We start from the raw sequence: 22,167 nt of genomic DNA on the forward strand, positions 1-22,167 counted from the left end.
CTAGAGCACGCGTTTAATACGTTCGGCGATATTCATTTCTAATTTTTTATATTCAATTACCTGCTCGAGAATTTGATGGTGATGCGCTGCAATATCTTTTTTGGCATCTTCCATGAGCTCTGCTACCTTTTGCTTCACTAAATGCATACGTAAGTTTAAAATGGTATCGTTTACTTCTCGAGCTTCAAGCTTTGTTTTGGGCTGTACAAAAATATCTTGATCTTCCCAGCGGTGAAGCACATTTTTCTCTTCAGCCATTAATATTGCGGTGATTTCTGAAGCTTGCGCTGCCGTTAATTCATTAATAAAAGTTTCTACTTTTAGGTCTTCTTTGGTATTAAACTCATAAATAATCTTTTCATATAACGACCTAAATCCATCATTAGTAAATTCAATTTCATCTTCCTGAAGGTCTAAAAATATTTTTTCATAAACTTTAGCTTCCTGCTTTTCTAGCTCTAGTACAAGATTTCCGTCACTATCTTCTTTATAAACATATTCTTCAAACAAATCTTCCACTTTACCGTAACGCAACAGCAAGCTTATAATATGACGCTCTAACTCAAATTGACGATCTACTTTTGGCCGAACTTCTTTCGGTTGCTTAATAACCTCAAAATTTCCCTTTTTGGGTGTATATTTACCACTACCCCCCGATTCTTTATTGTTTTTCGCATTTAATTGCGCGAGTGTACTGTACAAAACATCTTCTGAGACATCCATAATTCGCGTACATTCTTTCAAGTAAATTTCTTGCTGAATTTGATCTGGTATTTTAGCAATGCTGTTTACCATATCCCGAACAACTTCTGCCTTTTTTATGGGATCGCCTTCAGCTTGATTCACCAAAAGTGAAGCTTTAAAACTGATAAAATCTTTTGAATTTTGCTGAAGAAAATCTTGAATCTCTTCTTGTGTATTAGCTTTTGCAAAACTATCGGGATCTTCGCCTTCAGGGAACGTACAAACTTTTACATTCATTCCCTGTTCTAAAATTAAATCTATACCGCGCATAGAAGCACGAAGTCCCGCAGCATCGCCATCAAAAAGTACGGTAATGTTTTTGGTTAGCCTATTAATGAGCCTAATTTGATCTGCTGTTAATGCTGTACCCGAAGAAGCGACTACATTTTCTATTCCTACCTGATGCATTTGAATTACATCGGTATAGCCTTCTACTAAATAGCAATTATCCTCTTTGGCAATGCTTTGTTTGGCATGATAAATACCATACAGCACTTTACTCTTATGGTAAATATCACTTTCTGGAGAATTAAGGTATTTAGCCGCTTTTTTATCGTTGGTTAAAATTCTACCTCCAAAACCTAGCGTTCTGCCAGACATAGAATGAATAGGAAACATCACTCGCCCTTTAAAGCGGTCAAACTTTTTTTGCTCCTTCACAATACTAAGTCCGGTTTTTTCTAAAAACGCTAACTTATAACCACTTTTTAGAGCTTCTTCCGTAAAGGCATCCCAAAGATCGGGAGAGTATCCTAAATCAAATTTTTTGATGGTCTCGTTGGTAAAGCCTCGCTCTTTAAAATAGCTTAATCCAATCGCTTTACCTTGTTCGGTTTTGTGTAGTTTTTTCTGAAAAAATTGATTCGCAAATTCTGAAACCAGATACATACTTTCGCGCTCATCGGCCTGCTGCTTTTGCTCGTCGGTTCGCTCGGTTTCTTCAATTTCGATTCCGTATTTTTTAGCGAGGTATTTTATAGCCTCAGGATAATTAAAATGCTCGTGCTCCATTAAGAACGCCACGACATTCCCGCCTTTACCACTACTAAAATCTTTCCAGATTTGCTTCACTGGGCTTACCATAAAACTTGGTGAACGCTCATCGGTAAACGGACTTAAACCTTTATAATTTGAACCAGATTTTTTTAGTTGCACAAAATCACCAATTACCTCTTCTACACGAGCGGCATCAAAAACTTGATCTACGGTTGACTTATGTATCATGTGGGCTTAATATCTAGGAAGTTTATCGGTTGCAAAAGTAAGAAAATAAAAAAAGGATATGTAGTTACTCATACCCTTTTCAACATCTAAATAAAAAAACACTTTTATAAACTCACCCTCACTCCTAAAGATACATTATGTTGTTCTACTGGATTATCTTTGAACAGGGTATTTAAATCGTATTTCGCATACAGCGTCCAATCACCATAACCCATATAGCCGCTGAGTCCGTAAACAAACTTCTCTACATTGTAATCTTCTTTTATCTTTTCTTTTTTATTTTTCCCATCTTCTTCATATTTTAATTTCTGCTTCGCTCCCAAATTTAAACCAGCATAACCTCCTAAACCAACTTTAAAATGATCTAGGTCATAATAAGCAGAATCGTGACCGTACGCAGTTTTCGCTTTACCTAATTCAATATGAAATGGAACAACTAGGTTATAGAGATTTAATTTAGCTTTATCTAATTCATAAGGGTATTTCTTTAGATTAGTTTGATCTTCATCTTCTACGAAATACTGGTTATCCTTAGCTTTTATTCCATTCATCTGCACACTAAGCCCATAATCAATTCTTAACCAGCCGGCTTTATTTAGCATCGTATTCCAACCATAGCCTATTTCAAAAAAACGACTCCCTCCCAATTTATAAGGAGAATCACTTAAAGACACATCGTCTATCAACGAATGATTAAGCCCAAAGGCTACAAAAATATCCTTACGTGTTCTACTAGGTATAGAATCGTAATCTTTAAACTTATCTGTTTTCTTATCATACCTTAAAAACGCTAATGAAGTATAATATTCATCTATTTCTTGTTTTTCTTCTCCGTCTTCACTTTCTACCTGTTCACTATTTCGTTCTAGCAAAGCTATATTCTCATCGATAATAGTTAACTGACTCTGTATATTTAGTGCTCGCTTTTCTGCAGCTTTATTTTTTAGTTCTTCTGCTTCTGTTGCCGTAATTTCGTTACTTTCTAAACGCTCGTTAATTTTTTCTACTTCTTGGCGAAGCTTATCTTTTTCAAGCTTTTCGATCTTGTTTTTTTGCTTTTGCAATTCTTCAATTTTCAATTCAATATTATTAATAACATTTAATTGTACGACTTGAGCCTGAACTCCAACACCAACAATCAGGGCTAAAAAAAAGGCTACATTGATAATAATTGTTTTCATAATTTTTTAATGTTAAGCACTTAGCTTCTCCCCTTCCCTTTTAAGGAAGGAAGAAACGTCGTGGATTGATGAATGATAGCTGATTTTACTTGATAACGGAATTCTTCACTTGTTTAAGACCACTTTCTAACGCGTAAAGTATTTTTTCTTTAAAGGTTTGCTTATTTTCAACTTCTATATGTTCTAGCAAATCTTCAGCATTTACTAAAGGATAAGGATTTTTAATATTTCTAAGCTTCACATTTTGTTTTGCCTGAGCCAGCAAAAGTTCTGCCTCTTCTGCTGAAGAAAGAATTTTCGTTGAAGCTAATGGCTTATCAATAACATCTTCTTCTAAATTAAAATCCCTTTTAACTACTAGTTTTTGCTGAAGAGCCGCTAAGTTATTTAATGATAAACGCTGTAATTTTACTCGGTTTATTTCTTGTTGTTCTATAACTGAATTGACGGCACGCAAAGCATTTTCCTGTTCAATTTTTAGTGCTATTTTACTTTTTGTTTCCGCTAAACCTGTTTGCTTTTGAGTGTAATTATCTTTTAAGCTAGCTTCTGTTTTATTGTTTTGCACAACTTCAACTTCCTCATAAATTTGCTCTTTTGGGGCAGTACTCTCTTCTACGAGTTGTATTGCTGGAGTAGACTGTTGGTTAAACACTAAAGAAGTAAGTAAAATTCCTGCCAAAAAACTAGCCGCTATGGCTAGCCACCAATATTTTTTATTAGATTTTTCTTCCTTTGCTTCTAATGCTGCAGCGAGCTGATCCCAAGTTCTCGCAGAAGGCTTAATTTCTCGCTCTTCTAAGTGTTTTTTTATTTTTTTATCGAAATTATTTGCCGCCATGATGCTCTTTTCTTCGTAATTCTACTTTTGTTTGCAATAACTTTCTAGCCTTAAAAAGTTGTGATTTAGAGGTTCCTTCAGAAATACTAAGCAGCTTAGCAATTTCTTGATGTTTGTAACCTTCTACCGCGTAAAGCATAAATACTGCTTTATAACCTTCGGGTAATTCGTCTATTTTTTGCTGAAGAAAATCTACTTCTTCTACCGACCCAAAACTGTTTTCTGATGCTAATGCTGAATCATTTTCTAATGCTTCAGAAAACTGAACTTTCTTCTGACTTCTTAAAAAATCAATCGCTTCTCTCACCATAATTCTACGTATCCAACCTTCAAAACTTCCTGCTGCTTTGTAACTAGAGAGATGAGTAAAAACCTTCATAAACCCCTTCAGCATTACATCTTCTGCAAATTGCAGATCTTTCACATACATTCTGCAAACGCTTAACATTTTTGGCGAATAAGTTTCGTACAAACGCTGCTGCGCTTTACGATCTTTTTTGAGTGCCTTTTTAATTAGACGCTTTTCGTTTTGATGTAACTGAATGACTTTCACCTTTTTTTCATTAAAGACTTCTATGAGCATAGACGAAAGTAAAGTAAAAAAGGTTGCTTGAAATTATATTTTTTCAAAAAAAATTTCACTAAACACTCATTAACAGTGTTTTAAAAAGTAAATCAATAAAGTTCTACAGCATTTTAATTATTCATTTTGAATATTTTAAATAAGAAAGCAGCTAGAGGTTATAATGAATGGCGTGGTTTTACTAAAAAGAATTGGTGTGTACGTAAAACTTTTATGAGAAAGTGGAAAATAGAAAAAGATGCTGAATACAGTTGAATAGAACGCAAGCCAAAACTGCTAGATAAGAAAATCTTATTTTTTACGGTCAATTACGTAAGTCATCATTAACGCTAAAGATTCTTTATAAGGAGAGTCCGGATATTTTTGAATAATATCGAAAGCTTGCTGCTGAAAGGCTTTCATTTTGGTGACTGCATACTCCAAACCGCCGGCATCTTTTACAAACTGAATCACTTCTTTTACTCGTTTTTTATCTTTATTATGATTTTTTATCGAGTTAATAAGCCACCTGCGGTCTTTTTCTGTGGCATTATTTAAAGCGTAAATTAGGGGCAGCGTCATTTTTTGTTCTTTAATATCGATACCGGTAGGTTTCCCTATTTTTTCTTGACCGTAATCAAATAAATCATCTTTAATCTGAAAAGCCATCCCTATTAATTCTCCAAACTTCCGCATGCGTTCTACATGTTTAGAGTCGGGCTTTACCGAGGCAGCGCCCAAACTACAACAAGCAGCAATAAGGGTTGCGGTTTTTTGCCGAATAATTTCATAATATACCTCTTCGGTAATGTCTAATTTTCGGGCTTTCTCAATTTGTAATAATTCACCTTCACTCATCTCCCGCACGGCTACCGAAATAATTTTAAGCAAATCAAAATCGTTATTATCGATAGAAAGTAAAAGTCCTTTAGATAAAAGGTAATCACCGACGAGCACGGCAATTTTATTTTTCCAGAGTGCATTAATCGAGAAAAAACCACGTCGCCGGTTAGAATCATCGACCACATCGTCGTGTACTAAGGTTGCGGTATGTATAAGCTCAATCACCGAAGCGCCACGATACGTACGATCGTTCACCTCGCCGCCAGAAACCATTTTAGAAACCAAAAACACAAACATAGGGCGCATTTGTTTCCCTTTACGGTTTACTACATAATGGGTAATTCTATTTAGCAACGCCACTTTAGAAGACATGGAGAGTAAGAACTTTTTTTCAAAAAGTTCCATCTCAAAATTAATGGGGGCTTTTATTTGAGCTATGGGTTTCACGTCGCACAAATATACTATTTAGATCTGTTTTATAAGAAAGAAAATAAAGACTTGTTTTTTTTGTAGCCCTAATTAACAAACTAAATACCTAACAAAACTTCCTTAAACCCTAGTATACTTAAAAAAAAACTGTTAAAACCCTTAACTATTCTACATTTATTATTAAATTTACATCAATAAACAACATAAAAGATATAAAAAATTTAATTATGAAAAAAATTACCTTAGGTATTGCAGCTATACTTGCTGCTTTTACAATGAATGCTCAGACAATTCTAAATGCTGATAAAGGTGTTCCATTTACCAATGAAAACAACACTAGTACAGCTGCTGCTCCAAATGTAGCCACTAACCCTAGCCCATCAGACGGAGAAACAGGAGTATATATTCAGCACACTTTCTCCACTAATAGTAACGGTCAAACTGTAACTACTCGAGTAGTCCAACTTTCTTGGGATGCACCTACATCTGGCGATGCACCAGCAGCTTACGAAATCATTTTTAATGGAGCCTCTTTAGGAGATCTTGGTCCAGCATCAGGAGAAACTACACCTCCAACTGAGGTGGGTATCACTGGAACCGATATTACTTTAGGCGCTACAGTAACGTGGTCAGTAATACCTAAAAATGCAGATGGATCTGCAACAGGTTCTCAAACTTGGTCTTTTACTATTGTAGAAGAAGCAAATATTAATGAAGCTCCAAATGCAGTAAATTCAGCACTAACACCAGTAGATGAAGCCACAGATGTTGAAATTAATGATGATGGAAGTATTACATTCGCTTTCTTTGCTGCTGAAACGGGGGCTCCAGCAATTGATTATGATGTATTTTTTGGTACTGATCCAAACAATTTAACTAATAGAGGCACTTTAAACTCATTAATTGGTTCTATTCCTGTTGATGCTTCTACAACATATTACTGGTACATAGTAGCTAAAAATGGTGCTGGTTCAGCTCCTGCTAGTCCAACTTGGTCTTTCACAACTGCACAAGATATGAGTGTTGAAGATTTTAAAAATGAATCTTTATCTCACTTTGTAGCTAACGGAATTTTAACTATCGATGCAGAACAACAAATAGAGCAAGTAGAGCTTTATAGTATCTTAGGTCAAAGAGTTGCTTCTCAGCAGGAAGTAAACAACAAAAAAACTACTATGAATGTTTCTTCATTACAATCAGGTATTTACTTAGCTAAAGTACACGCTAAAGGAAAAACTAAAACTTTCAAGTTTGTTAAGAAATAATTAGATTTTTATAAAACAAAAAAGCCCGAATCTAACGATTCGGGCTTTTTTTATACTTTTACTTTTTACAAATAAAGTTGTTTTAAATTAGTTATTATTCAGCAGACTTATTTGCTAATTGCCCGCAAGCGGCATCTATATCTTTACCACGAGAACGCCTTACGGTAACGGTGATTCCATTTTTCTCTAATTGGTGTTGGTAACGATCGGTAACGCTAGAAGAAGCTTGCTGAAATTCTCCATCATCAATGGGGTTGTATTCAATAATATTTACCTTACAAGGAATTATCTTGCAAAAATCTACCAACGCATCAATATCTTTTTGTTGATCGTTTATACCCTCCCAAATTAAATATTCGTAGGTCACTCTTCGATTGGTTTTCTCGTACCAATATGCCAACGAATCTGCTAAATCTTTTAAAGGAAAATTAGCATTAAAAGGCATGATTTGCGTACGTACCTCATCGATAGCCGCATGTAAAGAAACAGCTAGATTAAATTTCACCTCATCATCGGCTAACTTTTTAATCATCTTTGGCACGCCAGAGGTAGAAACGGTAATTCGCTTAGGCGACATCCCTAAGCCTTCTGTAGAGGTAATCATCGCTATAGACTTTAAAACATTTTTATAGTTCATTAGCGGCTCGCCCATGCCCATAAAAACAATATTAGAGAGTGGCATATTATTATAAAGTCTACTTTCGTTATCGATAGCGACTACCTGATCGTAAATTTCATCTGGATTTAAGTTTCGCATACGCTTAAGTTTTGCTGTAGCGCAAAATTTACAATCTAAACTACAACCCACTTGCGAAGAAACGCAGGCGGTGGTTCTAGAAAAAGTAGGAATTAATACCGACTCTACGGTAAAACCATCGTGTAACTTTACGGCATTTTTTATGGTACCGTCACTACTGCGCTGCATGTGATCGACCTTGATATGATTGATCACAAAATTATCGTCGAGCATTTGGCGGGTTTGCTTCGAGATATTCGTCATATCTTCAAAGCTGTGAGCGCCTTTGCTCCATAACCATTCGTACACTTGTGTACCTCTAAATGATTTATCTCCTTCAGCAACAAAAAATTCTCTAAGTTGCTCTTTACTTAATGCGCGTATGTCTCTTTTCTTATCTTTCACAATGCAAAGGTATAAAACTTCATGGAGTTGTTTTCTTTTATTCTAATTACTGATGCGTAAGCGATTAAAGCTTTGTTGGAGCTCTTTTTATGTAGTGAAACCTTTCGACTCCGCTCAAGGTGACAAAATAAAAACGCCCCTGTTGAAAGCCCGGCCCAAAGGGAAAATGCCTAATACACAATTAGTTTATAAAAAAGGCTACACAAAATGTGTAGCCTTTTTAAAATTATAAATTAGTTTCACTTAGATGATTAACATAGCATCACCGTAAGAATAGAATTTATATTCTTCTTTAATAGCTTCTTTATAAGCACGCTCCATTAAATCGTGACCTGCAAAAGCAGAAACCATCATTAATAGAGTTGATTTTGGCGTATGAAAATTGGTAATCATACAATTAGCAATACTAAAATCGTAAGGAGGAAAGATAAACTTGTTAGTCCACCCCTTAAATTCATTAAGTCTACCATTAGAAGAAACTGAACTTTCTAAGGCTCTCATCACGGTGGTACCAACTGCGCAAATTCTTCTTTTGTTATTGATTGCATTATTAATTACCTGTGTAGAAGCCACTTCAATCTCTGCTTCTTCACTATCCATTTTATGCTTAGAAAGATCTTCTACCTCTACTGGATTAAATGTACCTAAACCAATATGAAGGGTCACTTCTGCAAAGTCTACACCTTTAATTTCTAAGCGCTTTAATAAATGTTTAGAAAAATGTAAACCTGCGGTTGGTGCAGCTACAGCTCCTTCATTTTTAGCATAAATGGTTTGGTAACGGTCTGCATCTTCTGGCTCTACTTCTCTTTTTATATATTTAGGAAGTGGAGTTTCCCCTAGCTCATTTAATTTTTTTCTGAATTCTTCATAAGAACCATCAAAAAGAAAGCGTAAGGTTCTCCCTCTAGAAGTGGTGTTATCGATCACTTCTGCCACTAAACTTTCATCATCACCAAAATACAGTTTGTTACCAATACGTATTTTTCTTGCAGGATCTACTAAAACATCCCAAAGACGTGTTTCTGGATTTAATTCTCTTAATAGAAAAACTTCTATTCTTGCTCCCGTCTTCTCTTTATTTCCAAAAAGTCTCGCAGGAAAAACCTTGGTATTATTTAAAACCATAACATCATCTGGCTCAAAATAATCTATAAGGTCTTTAAATTTTTTGTGTTCTATAGTGTCTTCTTTACGGTTTAAAACCATTAACCGTGCTTCATCACGATCTTCGGAAGGATATTCTGCTAACAAGTTTTTTGGCAGTTCAAACTCGAACTGTGAAAGTTTCATTCCCATACTAAAATTTTTTAGAATTGCAAATATACAACCTCAACATAGGCGTTGTCAAGTAAATGAGCAATTATTTAAAAAATAGATTTTTAAAAGCTAAATTTAAGACCAGTTTTATACCTTTTTGCATTGAATATGGAAGTGTTGCATCGCCTCCCAAAAATCTGGAAATGATTTAGAAACCACTTGTGCATCTTCAATAGTTAAAGTCGTCTTTAAAGCTAAGGGAGCAAAAGCCATCGCCATACGATGATCGTTATAAGTCGCTATTAAACTATTTTCTTTAAGATTGCGACAGGGATATAACTTTAAACTATCGTTGGTGACTTCTACCTGAGCGCCGAGTTTTGTCATCTCGTCGTGTAGCGCTACTAAACGATCGGTTTCTTTTATTTTTAGCGTATGTAAGCCCGAAAGCTCACAGCCAATCCCCAAGCCTAAACAGCTAACGGCAATGGTTTGTGCCAAATCTGGAGAAGACACTAAATTTGCCCGGTAAGTTTTGGGAAGCTGTACCGAAGCCTCTTTTTCTAATTGAATTGAATTTTCTAGAAAAGTGGTTTTCACCCCTAAACTTTTATAAAATTCGACTAAAGAAGAATCTCCCTGGAGGCTATCTTTTTGATAACTATTAATTTTAATTTTCGCTGAATTGCTTAAGGCTACCAAACTATAAAAATAAGAGGCAGAACTCCAATCTGATTCTACTACAAATTTCTTTTTCTGATGAAGTTGAAGAGGTTGAATTTTAATTAGGTTATTTTCAAACGATGCTTCTACTCCCAACGTTTTTAACATTGAAAGCGTCATTAAAATATAGGGCGTTGAAGTTATTTCTCCATTAAGCTGAATCTCTAAACCATTTTCTAATGAAGGCGCAATTAGCATTAAAGCAGATATATATTGGCTACTTACATTTGCCGCTAAGCTCACGTGATGTTTGGTTAACTTTGTTCCGGTAATCGCTAGCGGCGGGTAACCTTCTTTGTTTAGATATTCAATCTTAGCGTCAAGACTTTTCAATGCATCAACCAATAACTTAATGGGACGCTCTTGCATACGTTTACTCCCAGTTAAAATAGTCTTTCTTCCTTCTTGAATTGAAAAATAAGCGGTTAAAAAGCGCATAGCTGTTCCTGCATGATGAATATCGATCACTTCTTCTAAAGAAGCTAATGCTTTTTGCAAGACCTTGCTATCATCGCTATTCGATAAATTTTCGATCTCTACCTGCGGAAATAAAGCTTGTAAAATTAACAACCTATTGGCTTCACTTTTAGAGCCAGTAACTTGCCAGGTTCCCTTTAAATGAGGATTTTTAGTTTGAAGCTGAAGATTCATTGGCGTTGTTTTTCTCTTTTTAATTTACTTCTAAACTGAAGAAAAGTGACAATAAACCCATAAATCAGCCCACCTAATATATTGGCAATTAAAAACCTAAATAACATGGGACCGCTTAATTTTTCTGCTACAAATTCATCAAAATTAAATCCGTAAGAAAATAGCAAATCGATGACATTGTAAATCAACATAAAAGCGATACCTAAAATCACAACAGACTTCCAAAAACCTTTTACAGCAATTACTTCTTTAAAACTCATTTTTTTAATTTTTCATTTTCATGGTGACGGTTATGGTCACGCTTTGTTTTAAGATCTAATTTTTTATCAAAAGCTTCTTGTAAATTAATACCGGTTTGATTGGCTAGACACAAGACTACAAAAACCACATCGGCTAGTTCTTCGCCTAAATCTTTATTTTTATCGCTTTCTTTTTCACTTTGCTCGCCATAGCGACGTGCAATAATTCTGGCTACCTCCCCTACTTCTTCAGTAAGTTGTGCCATATTGGTAAGCTCGTTAAAATACCGAACGCCGTGTTCTTGTATCCAACTATCTACTGCTTTTTGAGCATCTTCAATGTTCATATTATTCTTTGTTTTTAGAATCTAAATTTATGGTTACTGGGCCATCATTTACCAAAGAAACTTTCATATCTGCACCGAATGAGCCAGTACCGACAGGTTTCTGTAATTGCTTTTCAAATTCTTTGATAAAAGCCTCGTAAAGCGGAATTGCAATATTGGGTTTGGCCGCCTTAATAAAACTAGGACGGTTTCCTTTTTTGACGCTAGCATGCAGGGTAAATTGACTTATAATTAGAGCCTCTCCATTAATGTCTTGGAGTGATAAATTCATTTTATCATCTTCATCCCCAAAAATGCGCATATTTACTATTTTTCGACATAACCAATCGATGTCTTCTGGAGTGTCTTCTGCTTCTATCCCTATCAAGATTAAAAAACCTTTTTTAATAGAAGATTTCACTTGCTTTTCTATCGTCACGCTTGCTTCACTAACGCGCTGCAATACAACTCTCATATTGTTATTCTTTATAAATATCTACTCGGTAATGTTCATCTTCTCCATCTAGCATTTGCAAATACGATTTGTACCTAGACCAAGAAATTTCATCTTCATCTAAAGCATCTTTAATAGCGCATTTAGGTTCTTCTACATGTAAGCAATTGTTGAATTTACATTCGCTTTTTCGCTGAAAGAACTCTGGAAAATAATCACCCAATTCTTCTTTTTCAATCTCTACAATACCAAAACCTTTAATGCCTGGCGTATCGATGATTCGTGCATCAAAAGAAAGGTCAAACATTTCGGCAAAAGTAGTGGTGTGTTGCCCTTGCAAATGCTGTTCTGAAATAGCGGAAGTCTTTAACTCTAAACTCGATTCTAACAGATTAATTAAAGTTGATTTTCCTACACCACTATGCCCAGAAAACAAAGAAGTTTTACCTATCATCAACTCTTTTACTTTATCTAGATTTTTACCCGACTTTGCCGATATTGCTATACACGTATATCCAATTTCTCGGTACATGGCCATGAGGTATAAAATCTCATCTTTTTCTTCTTCGCTATAGGTATCTACCTTATTGAAAAGGAGCACCGCTGTAATTCCGTAAGCTTCTGCTGTCACCAAAAAACGATCGATAAAAGTCGTAAAAGTTGGCGGATTATTTAGGGTAATCATTAAAAAAGCAACGTCTATATTCGCTGCAATAATATGAGTTTGCTTAGAGAGGTTAACCGATTTTCTAATGATGTAATTTTGGCGTTCTTCAATTACCTTTATCACCCCAACAACTTCTTCTGCTTTGGTATCTACCTCAAATTCCACTACATCTCCTACCGCTACGGGGTTGGTACTTTTAATCCCTTGGATTCTAAATTTCCCTTTGATACGGCAATTGTAAAACTGCGCATCTTCAGCTTTTACGGTGTACCAACTTCCTGTAGATTTATAAACGATTCCTTTCATTCAGTTTTTTATGAAAATTGCCCAACTACCTTAATAATTGAGCAATTTGCTTTTTACAAAAGTAACAAAAACAAACGGTTTACAACCTCCTGATTATTCGTTTAAAATTCTCTCTTGATGCTGAATAGATTCTTGATGAATCGCTTTAAATATCTTTAAGATAAATTCTTCACTTAGGTTATGTTCTTTACCATCTAAAATCATTTTTCCTAAAATCTCATTCCAACGTGAAGATTGAAGTATGGCTACATTTTTCTCTTTTTTTACATCACCAATATCATCTGCCACCTTCATTCTTTTTCCCAAAACATCTAGCAACTGATGATCAATTACGTCTATTTTAGCACGTAAAGAAGCTAATTTCTCTTTAAAATCTTCACTTTGAGAAGCTTCTTTTCTAATTTTTAAATCTCTCGTCATTTGCCCTAATGCATTGGGTGTAATTTGCTGATTGGCATCACTCCAAGCGTTATCGGGATCGTAATGGGTTTCTACCATAATCCCATCGTAATTGAGATCTAAAGCAGTCTGACATAAATCTGTAATGATATCTCTTCTTCCTGCAATATGAGACGGATCTAAAATTAACGGCAAGTCTGGAAACTTAGTCTGCAGATCAATCGCGATTTGCCATTCTGGATTGTTTCTATATTTTGATTTTTCGTAGGTAGAAAACCCTCTATGTATTACCCCTAAATTCTTAACATCTTGCTTATAAAAACGTTCTACTGCACCTAACCATAATGATAAATCTGGATTTACCGGATTCTTAATTAATACCGTTTTATCGGTTCCTTTTAAAGCTTCTGCGATCTCCTGAATATTAAACGGAGACACGGTTGTTCTAGCGCCAATCCATAAAATATCTACATCGTGTTTAAGCGCTAAATCTACATGAATTGGATTGGCCACTTCTGTCGTGGTTAACAAGCCAGTTTCTTCTTTAGCTTTCTGCAACCATTTTAATCCTAAAGAACCTACGCCTTCAAAATTACCTGGACGAGTTCTAGGTTTCCAGATACCGGCACGCAATACGCTAGTATCTGTTTCTTTTAACTGGTGCGCAATCTTTAACACTTGCTCTTCAGTTTCGGCGCTACAAGGTCCTGCAATCACTAAAGGGTGATCTAAATTAAATTTATCTAACCAAGTTCTTAATTCTTTTTTATTTTCCATAGGTGTTTGTTTTCTGTGTTTTGTAAAATTTATCTTGGGCGTTTCCCTATCGGGTCGGGCTTTCGGCAGTCGCTTTTTTAATTTGTCTCAACCTTTCGACTTAAGTTTATCCTGAGCGATAGTCGAAGGGCTCAAGGTGACAAATTAAAAAGAGCTTCAACAATGCCTCTATCCCTAACGCAACGTATTTCTTTAGTTAATTTATTCCGTTTAATACTTTTTTAATGTGATTGGTATTTTTCATTTCTTCAAATAATTTTTCAAAATCATCCTGTTCCATTAAGTTTTTAAATTCATTTAGATTCTGAATGTATTCCGTTAAGGTTTCTAACACATTTTCTTTATTCTGTTTAAAAATGGGCGACCACATTGCTGGTGAACTCTTTGCTAGCCGTACCGTCGATGCAAAACCACTTCCGGCTAAATCAAAAATATCTTTTTCATTTTTCTCTTTGTCAAGCACTGTTTTTCCAAGCATAAACGCACTGATATGCGATAAATGTGAAACATAAGCAATGTGTTTATCATGCGAATGCGGATCCATATAACGAATTCGCATTCCCAAACGTTGAAAGATATCAAAAGCTATTTCCTGTAACTTAAATGCTGTTTTTTCAACTTCACAAACAATCATGGTTTTGTTTTGGTACAACTGAGCAATCGCTGCTTCAGGACCAGAAAACTCAGTCCCCGCAATGGGGTGTGCTGCCAAGTAATTTCTGCGTTTTGAATGATTTTTAACCGATTCACAAATCTTTTCTTTAGTTGAACCCGTGTCTAGCACCAAGGTATTTTCGCCTATATGATCTAAAACTTGAGCAAGCACTTTTATACTTACATCTACAGGAACAGAGATAATTACTACCTGTACCGTTTTCAGGTCTTTTAGCGTAGCCACCTCATCGATAAGCTGTAATTCTTTGGCTTTTTTTAAATTCTGTTCATTTTTATCAATTCCAACAATTTTCACATTGTCCATAGCAGATTTCAGGTCTAACGCCATCGAACCTCCTATTAATCCTATTCCTACAATTGCTACTTTCATGCTTCTACCCGTTTAATGGCTTTTTCTATAGTTGCTTCATCTACACAAAGCGAAAACCGAATATAACCTTCACCTGCGCTTCCAAAAACCGTTCCTGGTGCGGCAAACAAATGATGCGTTTGCAAAATATGCTCTGAAAATTCTTCTGAACTTTTATAGCCTGATGGAATTTTTGCCCAAACAAAAAGACCTACCAAAGCTCGTTCTTCTAATTGGCAACCTAATTTCTGAACCAGTTCTAAAAGTTTTGTTTTTCGGTTTTGATAAATAAAATCTAAGTTTTTAAACCAATCTTCATTTTCATTAAGCGCCACGGCAGCTCCCAACTGAATGGGCAGAAACATTCCGCTATCCATATTACTTTTCACCTTTAAAATAGATTGTAAATTTTCTTTGCTTCCTAATACAGCTCCAACGCGCCAACCAGCCATATTAAAAGTTTTACTTAGAGAATTGAGCTCCAATCCCACTTCTTTAGCTTCTGGATAAGCCAGTAAACTATCGGGCTGATCGTTTAAAATAAAACTATACGGATTATCATTAACCAATAAGATATGGTGTTTTTGAGCAAATTTAATAGCATCGTGAAATACATTTTTGCCGGCTTTTGCTCCTGTGGGCATATGTGGATAATTAAGCCACATCATTTTCACTTTACTTAAATCTTGTTGCTCTAATTCTTGAAAATTAGGTTGCCAACCTTGTGCTTCTTTCAACTCATAAAAAACAGGCTTAGCGCCCACCAATTTCGTGACCGAGGTATAAGTAGGATAACTTGGATTAGGAATAAGCACCTCATCGCCTTCATTTAAAAAAGCCATAGAAATATGCATCACTCCTTCTTTGCTTCCCAGCAATGGTAAAATTTCGGCATGAGCATTTACATCTACCTGAAAATTGCGTTTATAGAAATTAGCAAAAGCTTCTCGCAATTCATCTACGCCACGATAACTTTGGTATTGATGGGCTTTTTCTTGTTTGGCTGCCAACTGCATTTGCGCCACCGCATCAAAAGGGGGCGGTAAATCTGGGCTACCTATTCCTAGGTTAATCACCTCGATTCCGTTGTGTTGCATTTCTCTAATTTCTTGCAACTTTTTACTAAAATAGTACTCTTTGATAAACGCTAACCTATTGGCGGGTTTCATGGTTTTTGTTTTTATAGATTCCTAATATTTTATGTGCTTCTGAAACTTTTTCTAAAGCTGTAATCGCCTCTAAAAATGTTGCTAATTCTTTAAAAATAACATCGATAAAAAATGAATATTTCCAAGGTTCATCTACAATGGGTAAGGATTGTATTTTTGTCATATCTAACCCAAAACGGTCGAGTATCTGCAAGGCTTTTAGCAAACTTCCTTGTTCATGTTTCAAAATTAATTTTAAAGAAGCTTTATCGGCTTGGGCTACTTGCTCTCCTTCTTTTGAAAGGATTAAAAAGCGAGTCGTATTGGTTTGTTGTGAATGAATACTTTCTGCTAATACCTTCAGCTTAAAAATTTCAGCAGCAGTTTTACTCGCAATAGCTGCCGTATTTCTGAGTCCTTTTTGGGCTATACGCTTAGCCGCTTCTGCCGTATCATTATCTTCAATTAGCTTGATATGCGGATATTGCTTAAAGAAGTTTTTACATTGCAACAATGCGATGGGATGCGAATACACTTCAGTAATACTTTCTAAAGTTTCACCCGGCAGCGCCATTAAATTCATATTTACAGGAATGTAATGCTCGCCTATTACTTCTAAACCATATTCATCTATATAAGCATAGTTAGGCAAAATAGAACCTGCGGTAGAATTTTCTATCGCCATTACCGCTTTGGTCACCAAATTTTGCGAAACTTGTTCTGCCAATTCTTTAAAACTAGCGCACATCGAAACCTGAACTTGTTCTCCAAAATATTCTCGTGCCACCTGATGATGAAAAGAACCTTCTATGCCTTGTATTGCGATCACTCCGTTTTTCATTTTTTATCAAAAAAAATCCCGATAAAAATTTATCGGGATTTTAATAATTACTTTATAAGTGTTAAGTATTTACATAGCGCTCCCGTTTCTATCTCTAAAGAAGAAATAAAAATAAAAATAAGCGTTCCAAGTAAATACGTTTTTCATTCTGTTTTCAAATATTGGACTAAATTATAATTTAATTTTTAGATAGAAAATATTTTTTAAAGTTTTTAGTGAAAATTTTAAACTCAACTACCCCTTCGACTCCGCTCAAGGTGACAAATCTCTTGAATCAAAACTTTTAAACTGAAAAAGATTTTTAGCAGTTAGTTTTATTTATTTTTGAGATTAAATTGAATAACTATGGGTATTGAAGTAAAAGGTATTTCTAAATTTTATGGAGCACAGCAAGCGCTAAAAGAAATTTCTTTTGAAATTAATAGCGGAGAGATTGTTGGTTTTCTAGGCCCAAATGGTGCTGGAAAGTCAACCACCATGAAAATTTTGACTGGTTATTTGGCTGCTTCAAAAGGGGTCGCAAAAATAAACGGTCTTGATATTGCCACCGATAAACTCAAAATTCAGCAGCAAATTGGATATCTGCCAGAACATAACCCATTATACTTAGACATGTATGTTCGCGAGTACTTAGGTTTTAACGCTAAAGTTTACCAAACGCCCAAAGAAGAGATTGAAAAAGTGATTCAATTAACCGGATTAACTCCAGAAGCTAATAAAAAAATTGGAGAGCTTTCTAAAGGTTATCGCCAACGGGTAGGTTTAGCTACGGCTTTATTGCATCACCCAAGCGTGCTTATTTTAGATGAACCCACCACCGGTTTAGATCCCAACCAACTAGTAGAAATAAGAGAACTCATTAAAAAAATAGGCAAAGAGAAAACTATTTTTCTATCTACCCATATTATGCAAGAGGTAGAAGCCGTTTGCGATCGTGTAATTATTATAAACGATGGTGAAATTGTAGCCGATAAAAAGCTTAAAGAACTTACAGAAGATAACGAACAAATAGTTGTTGTTGAATTTGATTACCGCATAGAAATGATTGCGCTACAACGCTTACCTCAACTTAAAGAAGTAAAAAACCCTGCTGGTTTTGTCTACGAAATTACCTTTAAAACTTCTAAAGACATGCGCCCAGTGGTTTTTGATTTTGCCCATGATAACGGACTTAAAATACTTCAACTTCATCAGAAAAATAAAAACCTAGAAGAGCTATTTAGAGATTTAACACAGAAACAAAAAGTTTAAAACAATGCACTAACTATTTTCTGAATGTTATCACTTTTACCCATCGAATAATAATGTAATACGGGCGCACCACCTTCAATGAGTTCTTTACTTTGTTGAATGCACCACTCTATACCTACCTTTCGTACTTCTGCAGTAGTTTTGCATTTTAGCACTTCTAGCGTTAATTCATCGGGAAGATCTACGTGAAAACGATGCGGTAAAATAGAAAGTTGTTTTTTCGTAGCCAAAGGTTTTAGTCCGGGAATTATAGGAACGGTAATTCCTGCTTTTCTGCATTTATCTACAAATTCAAAATACTTTTTATTATCAAAAAACATTTGCGTGACCACATAACAAGCTCCGGCATCTACTTTTCCTTTTAGACGCAACAAGTCCTGATCTAAACTTGGCGCTTCCATATGCTTTTCAGGATAGCCCGCCACACCAATACAAAAATTAGTTTTGCTTTTATTCAGCAATTCTTCATCTAAATATTCTCCTTTGTTGAGCCCTACAATTTGCTTCACCAAATGTTTTGCATACGTATGACCTTCTTTTTCTGCCGAAAAATAAGTTTCATTTTTTACCGCATCTCCACGCAAAGCCAAGACATTATCGATGCCTAAAAAATCGAGATCGATTAAAAAGTTTTCGGTATCTTCTTTGGTAAAACCGCCACATAAAATGTGCGGTACAGCATCGACTTCGTATTTATTTTGTATCGCCGCACATATCCCAACGGTTCCCGGGCGTTTTCGCACTACTTTTTTTTGAAGTAAACCACTGGGAAGTTCTTTATACACATATTCTTCCCGGTGATAAGTGACATCGATAAACGGAGGTTCAAATTCCATTAAAGGATCGATATGATCAAAAATCGATTGAATATTTTGTCCTTTTAAAGGCGGTAAAATCTCGAAAGAAAATAAGGTTTTTCCTGCTGCTTTTTTTATATGGTCTACTACTTTCATTTTTCGTTTTTAGTCTTAGTTTTTAACTATTTATAATCGCGTCATCCCGGACTTGATCTGAATCTCATTCTGTTTCTACTTCACTTATTCTCTAATACGCTTGATGTGATGCTGAAACAACACTTCGACCCCGCTCAGTATGACATTTCAGCATGACGCTACTTTTAAAATTTTCTAAGTCAAATTGGGACTTAACCATTTTTCAGCTTCTTGAAAAGTGATTCCTTTTCGTTTGGCAAAATCTTCCACCTGATCGGGTTTTATTTTTCCTAGTCCAAAATAGCGAGCTTCAGGATGCGCAAAATAATAACCGCTCACACTCGCAGCCGGCCACATCGCTAAATTTTCCGTAAGTTCTACACCAATGTTTTCTTCTACTTTTAATAATTTCCAAATACTTACTTTTTCTAAATGATCGGGACAGGCTGGATAACCCGGCGCGGGACGAATACCTTTATAGGATTCTTTGATCAATTCAGCATTCGACAAATTTTCGTCTTGCGCATAACCCCAATCTTGGATACGGACTTGCCAATGCAAATATTCTGCAAAAGCTTCTGCTAAACGATCGGCTAAAGCTTTTACCATAATCGAATTGTAATCGTCTAAATTCTTTTCAAACTCTGTGGCTAACTCTTGCGTCCCAAAACCAGTTGTCACACAAAAACACCCAATATAATCCTGAATTTCAGCTGCTTTTGGCGCTATAAAATCGGCTAATGCAAAGTTGGGCTTGCCTTTATATTTTTTTAGCTGTTGTCTCAGCGTTCTAAACCGAATAATTTCTGCTGAAGTTTCAGGATCTTGAACTGAAATATCGTCAGCTTCGACCGTATTTGCTGGAAACAAACCAAAAACAGCTTTCGCTTTTAATTGTTGCTGCTGAATAATTTCGGTAAGCATTTTTTCAGCATCTTCAAATAAATTAGTGGCTTGTTGACCAACGACCTCATCTTCTAAAATCTCCGGGAATTTTCCGTGGAGATCCCAGCTTCTAAAAAAAGGTGTCCAATCGATAAACTCTTTTAATTTTTTCAACTCAAAATCTTCAATTATCTGAATCCCTAATTGATTAGGTTGGATAATATCTTCAGCTTTCCAATCGATTTGAAATTTATTTTTTCTAGCTTCAGCAATCGTTAAATATTCTTTCTTTTTGGTTCGGCTTAAAAACTTCTCTCTGAATTCGGCATAATCGAGTTTTAGATCGGTTTTGTATTTCATCGCCGTTTCTTTTTGTAATAAATTTCCTACCACGGTTACCGCACGAGACGCATCGTTTACGTGAACGACCGCGTGCTGATATTCTGCATCAATTTTTACAGCCGTATGCGCTTTAGAAGTTGTTGCGCCCCCAATTAATAACGGAACTTCAAAATCTTGACGTTGCATTTCTTTGGCAAGAAAAACCATCTCGTCTAAGGATGGTGTGATCAATCCGCTTAAACCTATAATATCGACTTGTTGCGCTTTGGCTTCTGCAATAATTTTTTCCGGAGGAACCATGACTCCCAAATCGATAATTTCATAATTATTACAAGCAAGAACCACGCTTACAATGTTCTTCCCTATATCGTGTACATCGCCTTTTACGGTCGCCATTAAAATTTTTCCTGCACCACTTTTTTCATTTTCAGAAAGCGGATTTTTCAATTTTTCTTCTTCAATAAAAGGGAATAAATAAGCAACGGCCTTTTTCATTACTCGGGCAGATTTCACTACTTGAGGAAGGAACATTTTTCCGCTTCCAAAGAGATCTCCTACCACGTTCATTCCTGCCATTAAATGACCTTCAATGACATGAATAGGTTTTTCTGATTGCTGTCGAGCTTCTTCAACATCTTCTAAAATATACGTATCGATGCCTTTTACCAAAGCACGCGTGATTCGGTCTTGCAAAGCCTCTTCTCGCCAAGACAGATCAACTTTATTTTTTTCTGATTTATTATTTTTTACCGTTTCTGCAAACTCCAATAAACGTTCAGTAGCATCGCCGCGACGATCAAGCATTACGTCTTCTACATGTTCTAATAAATCTTTAGGAATGTCGTCGTAAACCTGTAACATCGTCGGGTTAACAATACCAATATTCATCCCGGCTTGTATGGCATGATACAAAAACACCGAATGCATCGCTTCACGAACGGCATTATTTCCGCGGAAAGAAAAAGAAATATTGCTCACGCCGCCGCTCACGCTTACATAAGGAAGATTCTGTTTTACCCAACGCGAAGCTTCAATAAAATTGATTGCGTTTTTTCGGTGTTCTTCCATTCCCGTAGCGACCGGAAAAATGTTTAAATCGAAGATGATATCTTCCGGCGGGAAGTTCACTTTATTCACCAATAAATCATAAGAACGTTGTGCAATTTCGATGCGACGCTGGTAATTATCGGCTTGCCCAACTTCATCAAAAGCCATCACGACTACCGCAGCTCCATAACGTTTAATCTTCTTGGCGTGAAGTAAAAATTCTTCTTCACCTTCTTTGAGCGAAATTGAATTCACCACACATTTTCCTTGAACAACTTGCAAACCGGCTTCGATAATTGCCCATTTAGAGCTATCGATCATGATTGGCACACGAGAAATATCTGGTTCTGAAACGATTAGATTTAGAAAATTTACCATCGCTTCTTTTCCATCAATCAAACCATCGTCCATATTTATATCAATAATCTGCGCGCCGCCTTCTACCTGATCGCGGGCGATGGCCAAAGCTTCCTCAAATTTTTCTTCTTTGATGAGTCGTAAAAATTTTCGAGAGCCGGCTACATTGGTACGTTCACCTACATTCACAAAATTGCTTTCGGGAGTGATGATCAAAGGTTCTAAACCCGAAAGTTTCAATGGTCGAAAACTTGAATTGGTTTTACTATTATTTTTAGGTTCTATCGCTGTAAATAAATTCATTTTAT

20 protein-coding genes are annotated in these 22,167 nt (G+C 35.8%); 2 read left to right on the forward strand and 18 right to left on the reverse strand.

The genetic code is table 11. From position 1 onward, the window contains the following. The 5 genes from dnaG to KW502_RS12710 form a co-directional block, all read right to left on the reverse strand. Window positions 1-1,968 carry a DNA primase gene (dnaG, locus tag KW502_RS12690; RefSeq protein ID WP_219040929.1) on the reverse strand — a complete coding sequence of 656 codons (1,968 nt, stop codon included), beginning with the start codon at window positions 1,966-1,968 and terminating at the stop codon, window positions 1-3. 104 nt (window positions 1,969-2,072) lie between these two features. Next, window positions 2,073-3,149 (reverse strand): hypothetical protein, encoded by a 1,077-nt coding sequence (locus KW502_RS12695; RefSeq protein ID WP_219040930.1) that lies wholly within the window; start codon window positions 3,147-3,149, stop codon window positions 2,073-2,075. Window positions 3,150-3,234: 85 nt separating this feature from the next. Further along, complete coding sequence (locus KW502_RS12700; RefSeq protein ID WP_219040931.1) at window positions 3,235-3,990, reverse strand: hypothetical protein; 756 nt, start codon at window positions 3,988-3,990, stop codon at window positions 3,235-3,237. Beyond that, window positions 3,977-4,573, reverse strand: coding sequence for an RNA polymerase sigma factor (locus KW502_RS12705; RefSeq protein WP_255554239.1), 597 nt, complete (start codon window positions 4,571-4,573; stop codon window positions 3,977-3,979). Before KW502_RS12705 ends, KW502_RS12700 begins: the two co-directional genes overlap by 14 nt. A gap of 291 nt (window positions 4,574-4,864) precedes the next feature. Beyond that, window positions 4,865-5,842 carry a polyprenyl synthetase family protein gene (locus KW502_RS12710; protein ID WP_219040966.1) on the reverse strand — a complete coding sequence of 326 codons (978 nt, stop codon included), beginning with the start codon at window positions 5,840-5,842 and terminating at the stop codon, window positions 4,865-4,867. A gap of 209 nt (window positions 5,843-6,051) precedes the next feature. Here KW502_RS12710 and KW502_RS12715 point away from each other — a divergent pair, with 209 nt between their 5' ends. After that, the gene (locus KW502_RS12715; protein ID WP_219040932.1) at window positions 6,052-7,089 is read left to right on the forward strand and encodes a T9SS type A sorting domain-containing protein; all 1,038 of its coding nucleotides are present in this window, start codon (window positions 6,052-6,054) and stop codon (window positions 7,087-7,089) included. Window positions 7,090-7,183: 94 nt separating this feature from the next. Here the strand turns inward: KW502_RS12715 and rlmN are convergent, their stop codons facing one another. The 11 genes from rlmN to KW502_RS12770 all read right to left on the reverse strand — a co-directional run bounded on the left by rlmN (window position 7,184) and on the right by KW502_RS12770 (window position 17,045). Continuing rightward, a complete protein-coding gene (gene rlmN / locus KW502_RS12720) occupies window positions 7,184-8,230 on the reverse strand; it encodes a dual-specificity RNA methyltransferase RlmN (RefSeq protein WP_219040933.1) in 1,047 nt (348 codons plus the stop codon). A 243-nt stretch (window positions 8,231-8,473) separates the two neighbouring features. Further along, a complete protein-coding gene (gene queA, locus KW502_RS12725) occupies window positions 8,474-9,523 on the reverse strand; it encodes a tRNA preQ1(34) S-adenosylmethionine ribosyltransferase-isomerase QueA (protein ID WP_219040934.1) in 1,050 nt (349 codons plus the stop codon). Between the two features lie 114 nt (window positions 9,524-9,637). Beyond that, window positions 9,638-10,864, reverse strand: coding sequence for a 3-phosphoshikimate 1-carboxyvinyltransferase (locus KW502_RS12730; RefSeq protein WP_219040935.1), 1,227 nt, complete (start codon window positions 10,862-10,864; stop codon window positions 9,638-9,640). Beyond that, on the reverse strand, window positions 10,861-11,124 hold the full coding sequence (locus KW502_RS12735) for a hypothetical protein (protein WP_219040936.1): 264 nt from the start codon (window positions 11,122-11,124) through the stop codon (window positions 10,861-10,863). The genes KW502_RS12730 and KW502_RS12735 overlap by 4 nt, the downstream gene beginning before the upstream one ends. After that, window positions 11,121-11,450 (reverse strand): nucleotide pyrophosphohydrolase, encoded by a 330-nt coding sequence (locus tag KW502_RS12740; protein WP_219040937.1) that lies wholly within the window; start codon window positions 11,448-11,450, stop codon window positions 11,121-11,123. The genes KW502_RS12735 and KW502_RS12740 overlap by 4 nt, the downstream gene beginning before the upstream one ends. Window position 11,451: 1 nt before the next feature. Further along, window positions 11,452-11,904 carry a D-aminoacyl-tRNA deacylase gene (gene dtd, locus KW502_RS12745; protein ID WP_219040938.1) on the reverse strand — a complete coding sequence of 151 codons (453 nt, stop codon included), beginning with the start codon at window positions 11,902-11,904 and terminating at the stop codon, window positions 11,452-11,454. Window positions 11,905-11,908: 4 nt separating this feature from the next. Then, entirely contained in the window at window positions 11,909-12,856 is a 948-nt protein-coding gene (rsgA, locus tag KW502_RS12750) for a ribosome small subunit-dependent GTPase A (RefSeq protein ID WP_219040939.1), read from the reverse strand. Between the two features lie 93 nt (window positions 12,857-12,949). Next, window positions 12,950-14,032, reverse strand: a complete 1,083-nt coding sequence (locus KW502_RS12755) for a bifunctional 3-deoxy-7-phosphoheptulonate synthase/chorismate mutase type II (RefSeq protein WP_219040940.1) — start codon at window positions 14,030-14,032, stop codon at window positions 12,950-12,952. Between the two features lie 196 nt (window positions 14,033-14,228). Continuing rightward, window positions 14,229-15,077 (reverse strand): prephenate dehydrogenase, encoded by an 849-nt coding sequence (locus tag KW502_RS12760; RefSeq protein WP_219040941.1) that lies wholly within the window; start codon window positions 15,075-15,077, stop codon window positions 14,229-14,231. Further along, window positions 15,074-16,225: a pyridoxal phosphate-dependent aminotransferase gene (locus KW502_RS12765; protein WP_219040942.1), complete on the reverse strand. Its 1,152-nt coding sequence runs from the start codon at window positions 16,223-16,225 to the stop codon at window positions 15,074-15,076. Before KW502_RS12765 ends, KW502_RS12760 begins: the two co-directional genes overlap by 4 nt. After that, window positions 16,209-17,045, reverse strand: coding sequence for a prephenate dehydratase (locus tag KW502_RS12770; protein WP_219040943.1), 837 nt, complete (start codon window positions 17,043-17,045; stop codon window positions 16,209-16,211). The genes KW502_RS12765 and KW502_RS12770 overlap by 17 nt, the downstream gene beginning before the upstream one ends. A gap of 345 nt (window positions 17,046-17,390) precedes the next feature. Here KW502_RS12770 and gldA point away from each other — a divergent pair, with 345 nt between their 5' ends. Next, complete coding sequence (gene gldA, locus KW502_RS12775; protein ID WP_219040944.1) at window positions 17,391-18,296, forward strand: gliding motility-associated ABC transporter ATP-binding subunit GldA; 906 nt, start codon at window positions 17,391-17,393, stop codon at window positions 18,294-18,296. On the opposite strand, the gene metF is transcribed toward gldA, so the two are convergent. Continuing rightward, window positions 18,293-19,249: a methylenetetrahydrofolate reductase [NAD(P)H] gene (metF, locus tag KW502_RS12780; RefSeq protein WP_219040945.1), complete on the reverse strand. Its 957-nt coding sequence runs from the start codon at window positions 19,247-19,249 to the stop codon at window positions 18,293-18,295. The two genes, gldA and metF, sit on opposite strands and share 4 nt — an antisense overlap. Window positions 19,250-19,423: 174 nt before the next feature. Beyond that, window positions 19,424-22,162, reverse strand: a complete 2,739-nt coding sequence (gene metH, locus KW502_RS12785; RefSeq protein ID WP_219040946.1) for a methionine synthase — start codon at window positions 22,160-22,162, stop codon at window positions 19,424-19,426. Window positions 22,163-22,167 lie beyond the last annotated feature (5 nt).

Source organism: Mesonia aestuariivivens, assembly GCF_019311235.1.
GTDB classification, from domain to species: Bacteria; Bacteroidota; Bacteroidia; order Flavobacteriales; family Flavobacteriaceae; genus Mesonia; species Mesonia aestuariivivens.

Coding starts and splice junctions, on each gene's coding strand:
- metH (WP_219040946.1), bottom strand. CDS start 22,162: ATGAATTTATTTACAGCGATAGAACCTAAAAATAATAGTAAAACCAAT.
- KW502_RS12735 (WP_219040936.1), bottom strand. CDS start 11,124: ATGAGTTTTAAAGAAGTAATTGCTGTAAAAGGTTTTTGGAAGTCTGTT.
- KW502_RS12765 (WP_219040942.1), bottom strand. CDS start 16,225: ATGAAACCCGCCAATAGGTTAGCGTTTATCAAAGAGTACTATTTTAGT.
- gldA (WP_219040944.1), top strand. CDS start 17,391: ATGGGTATTGAAGTAAAAGGTATTTCTAAATTTTATGGAGCACAGCAA.
- KW502_RS12715 (WP_219040932.1), top strand. CDS start 6,052: ATGAAAAAAATTACCTTAGGTATTGCAGCTATACTTGCTGCTTTTACA.
- KW502_RS12770 (WP_219040943.1), bottom strand. CDS start 17,045: ATGAAAAACGGAGTGATCGCAATACAAGGCATAGAAGGTTCTTTTCAT.
- queA (WP_219040934.1), bottom strand. CDS start 9,523: ATGAAACTTTCACAGTTCGAGTTTGAACTGCCAAAAAACTTGTTAGCA.
- KW502_RS12700 (WP_219040931.1), bottom strand. CDS start 3,990: ATGGCGGCAAATAATTTCGATAAAAAAATAAAAAAACACTTAGAAGAG.
- KW502_RS12740 (WP_219040937.1), bottom strand. CDS start 11,450: ATGAACATTGAAGATGCTCAAAAAGCAGTAGATAGTTGGATACAAGAA.
- KW502_RS12695 (WP_219040930.1), bottom strand. CDS start 3,149: ATGAAAACAATTATTATCAATGTAGCCTTTTTTTTAGCCCTGATTGTT.
- dnaG (WP_219040929.1), bottom strand. CDS start 1,968: ATGATACATAAGTCAACCGTAGATCAAGTTTTTGATGCCGCTCGTGTA.
- KW502_RS12755 (WP_219040940.1), bottom strand. CDS start 14,032: ATGGAAAATAAAAAAGAATTAAGAACTTGGTTAGATAAATTTAATTTA.
- rsgA (WP_219040939.1), bottom strand. CDS start 12,856: ATGAAAGGAATCGTTTATAAATCTACAGGAAGTTGGTACACCGTAAAA.
- KW502_RS12730 (WP_219040935.1), bottom strand. CDS start 10,864: ATGAATCTTCAGCTTCAAACTAAAAATCCTCATTTAAAGGGAACCTGG.
- KW502_RS12705 (WP_255554239.1), bottom strand. CDS start 4,573: ATGCTCATAGAAGTCTTTAATGAAAAAAAGGTGAAAGTCATTCAGTTA.
- metF (WP_219040945.1), bottom strand. CDS start 19,249: ATGAAAGTAGTAGACCATATAAAAAAAGCAGCAGGAAAAACCTTATTT.
- KW502_RS12760 (WP_219040941.1), bottom strand. CDS start 15,077: ATGAAAGTAGCAATTGTAGGAATAGGATTAATAGGAGGTTCGATGGCG.
- dtd (WP_219040938.1), bottom strand. CDS start 11,904: ATGAGAGTTGTATTGCAGCGCGTTAGTGAAGCAAGCGTGACGATAGAA.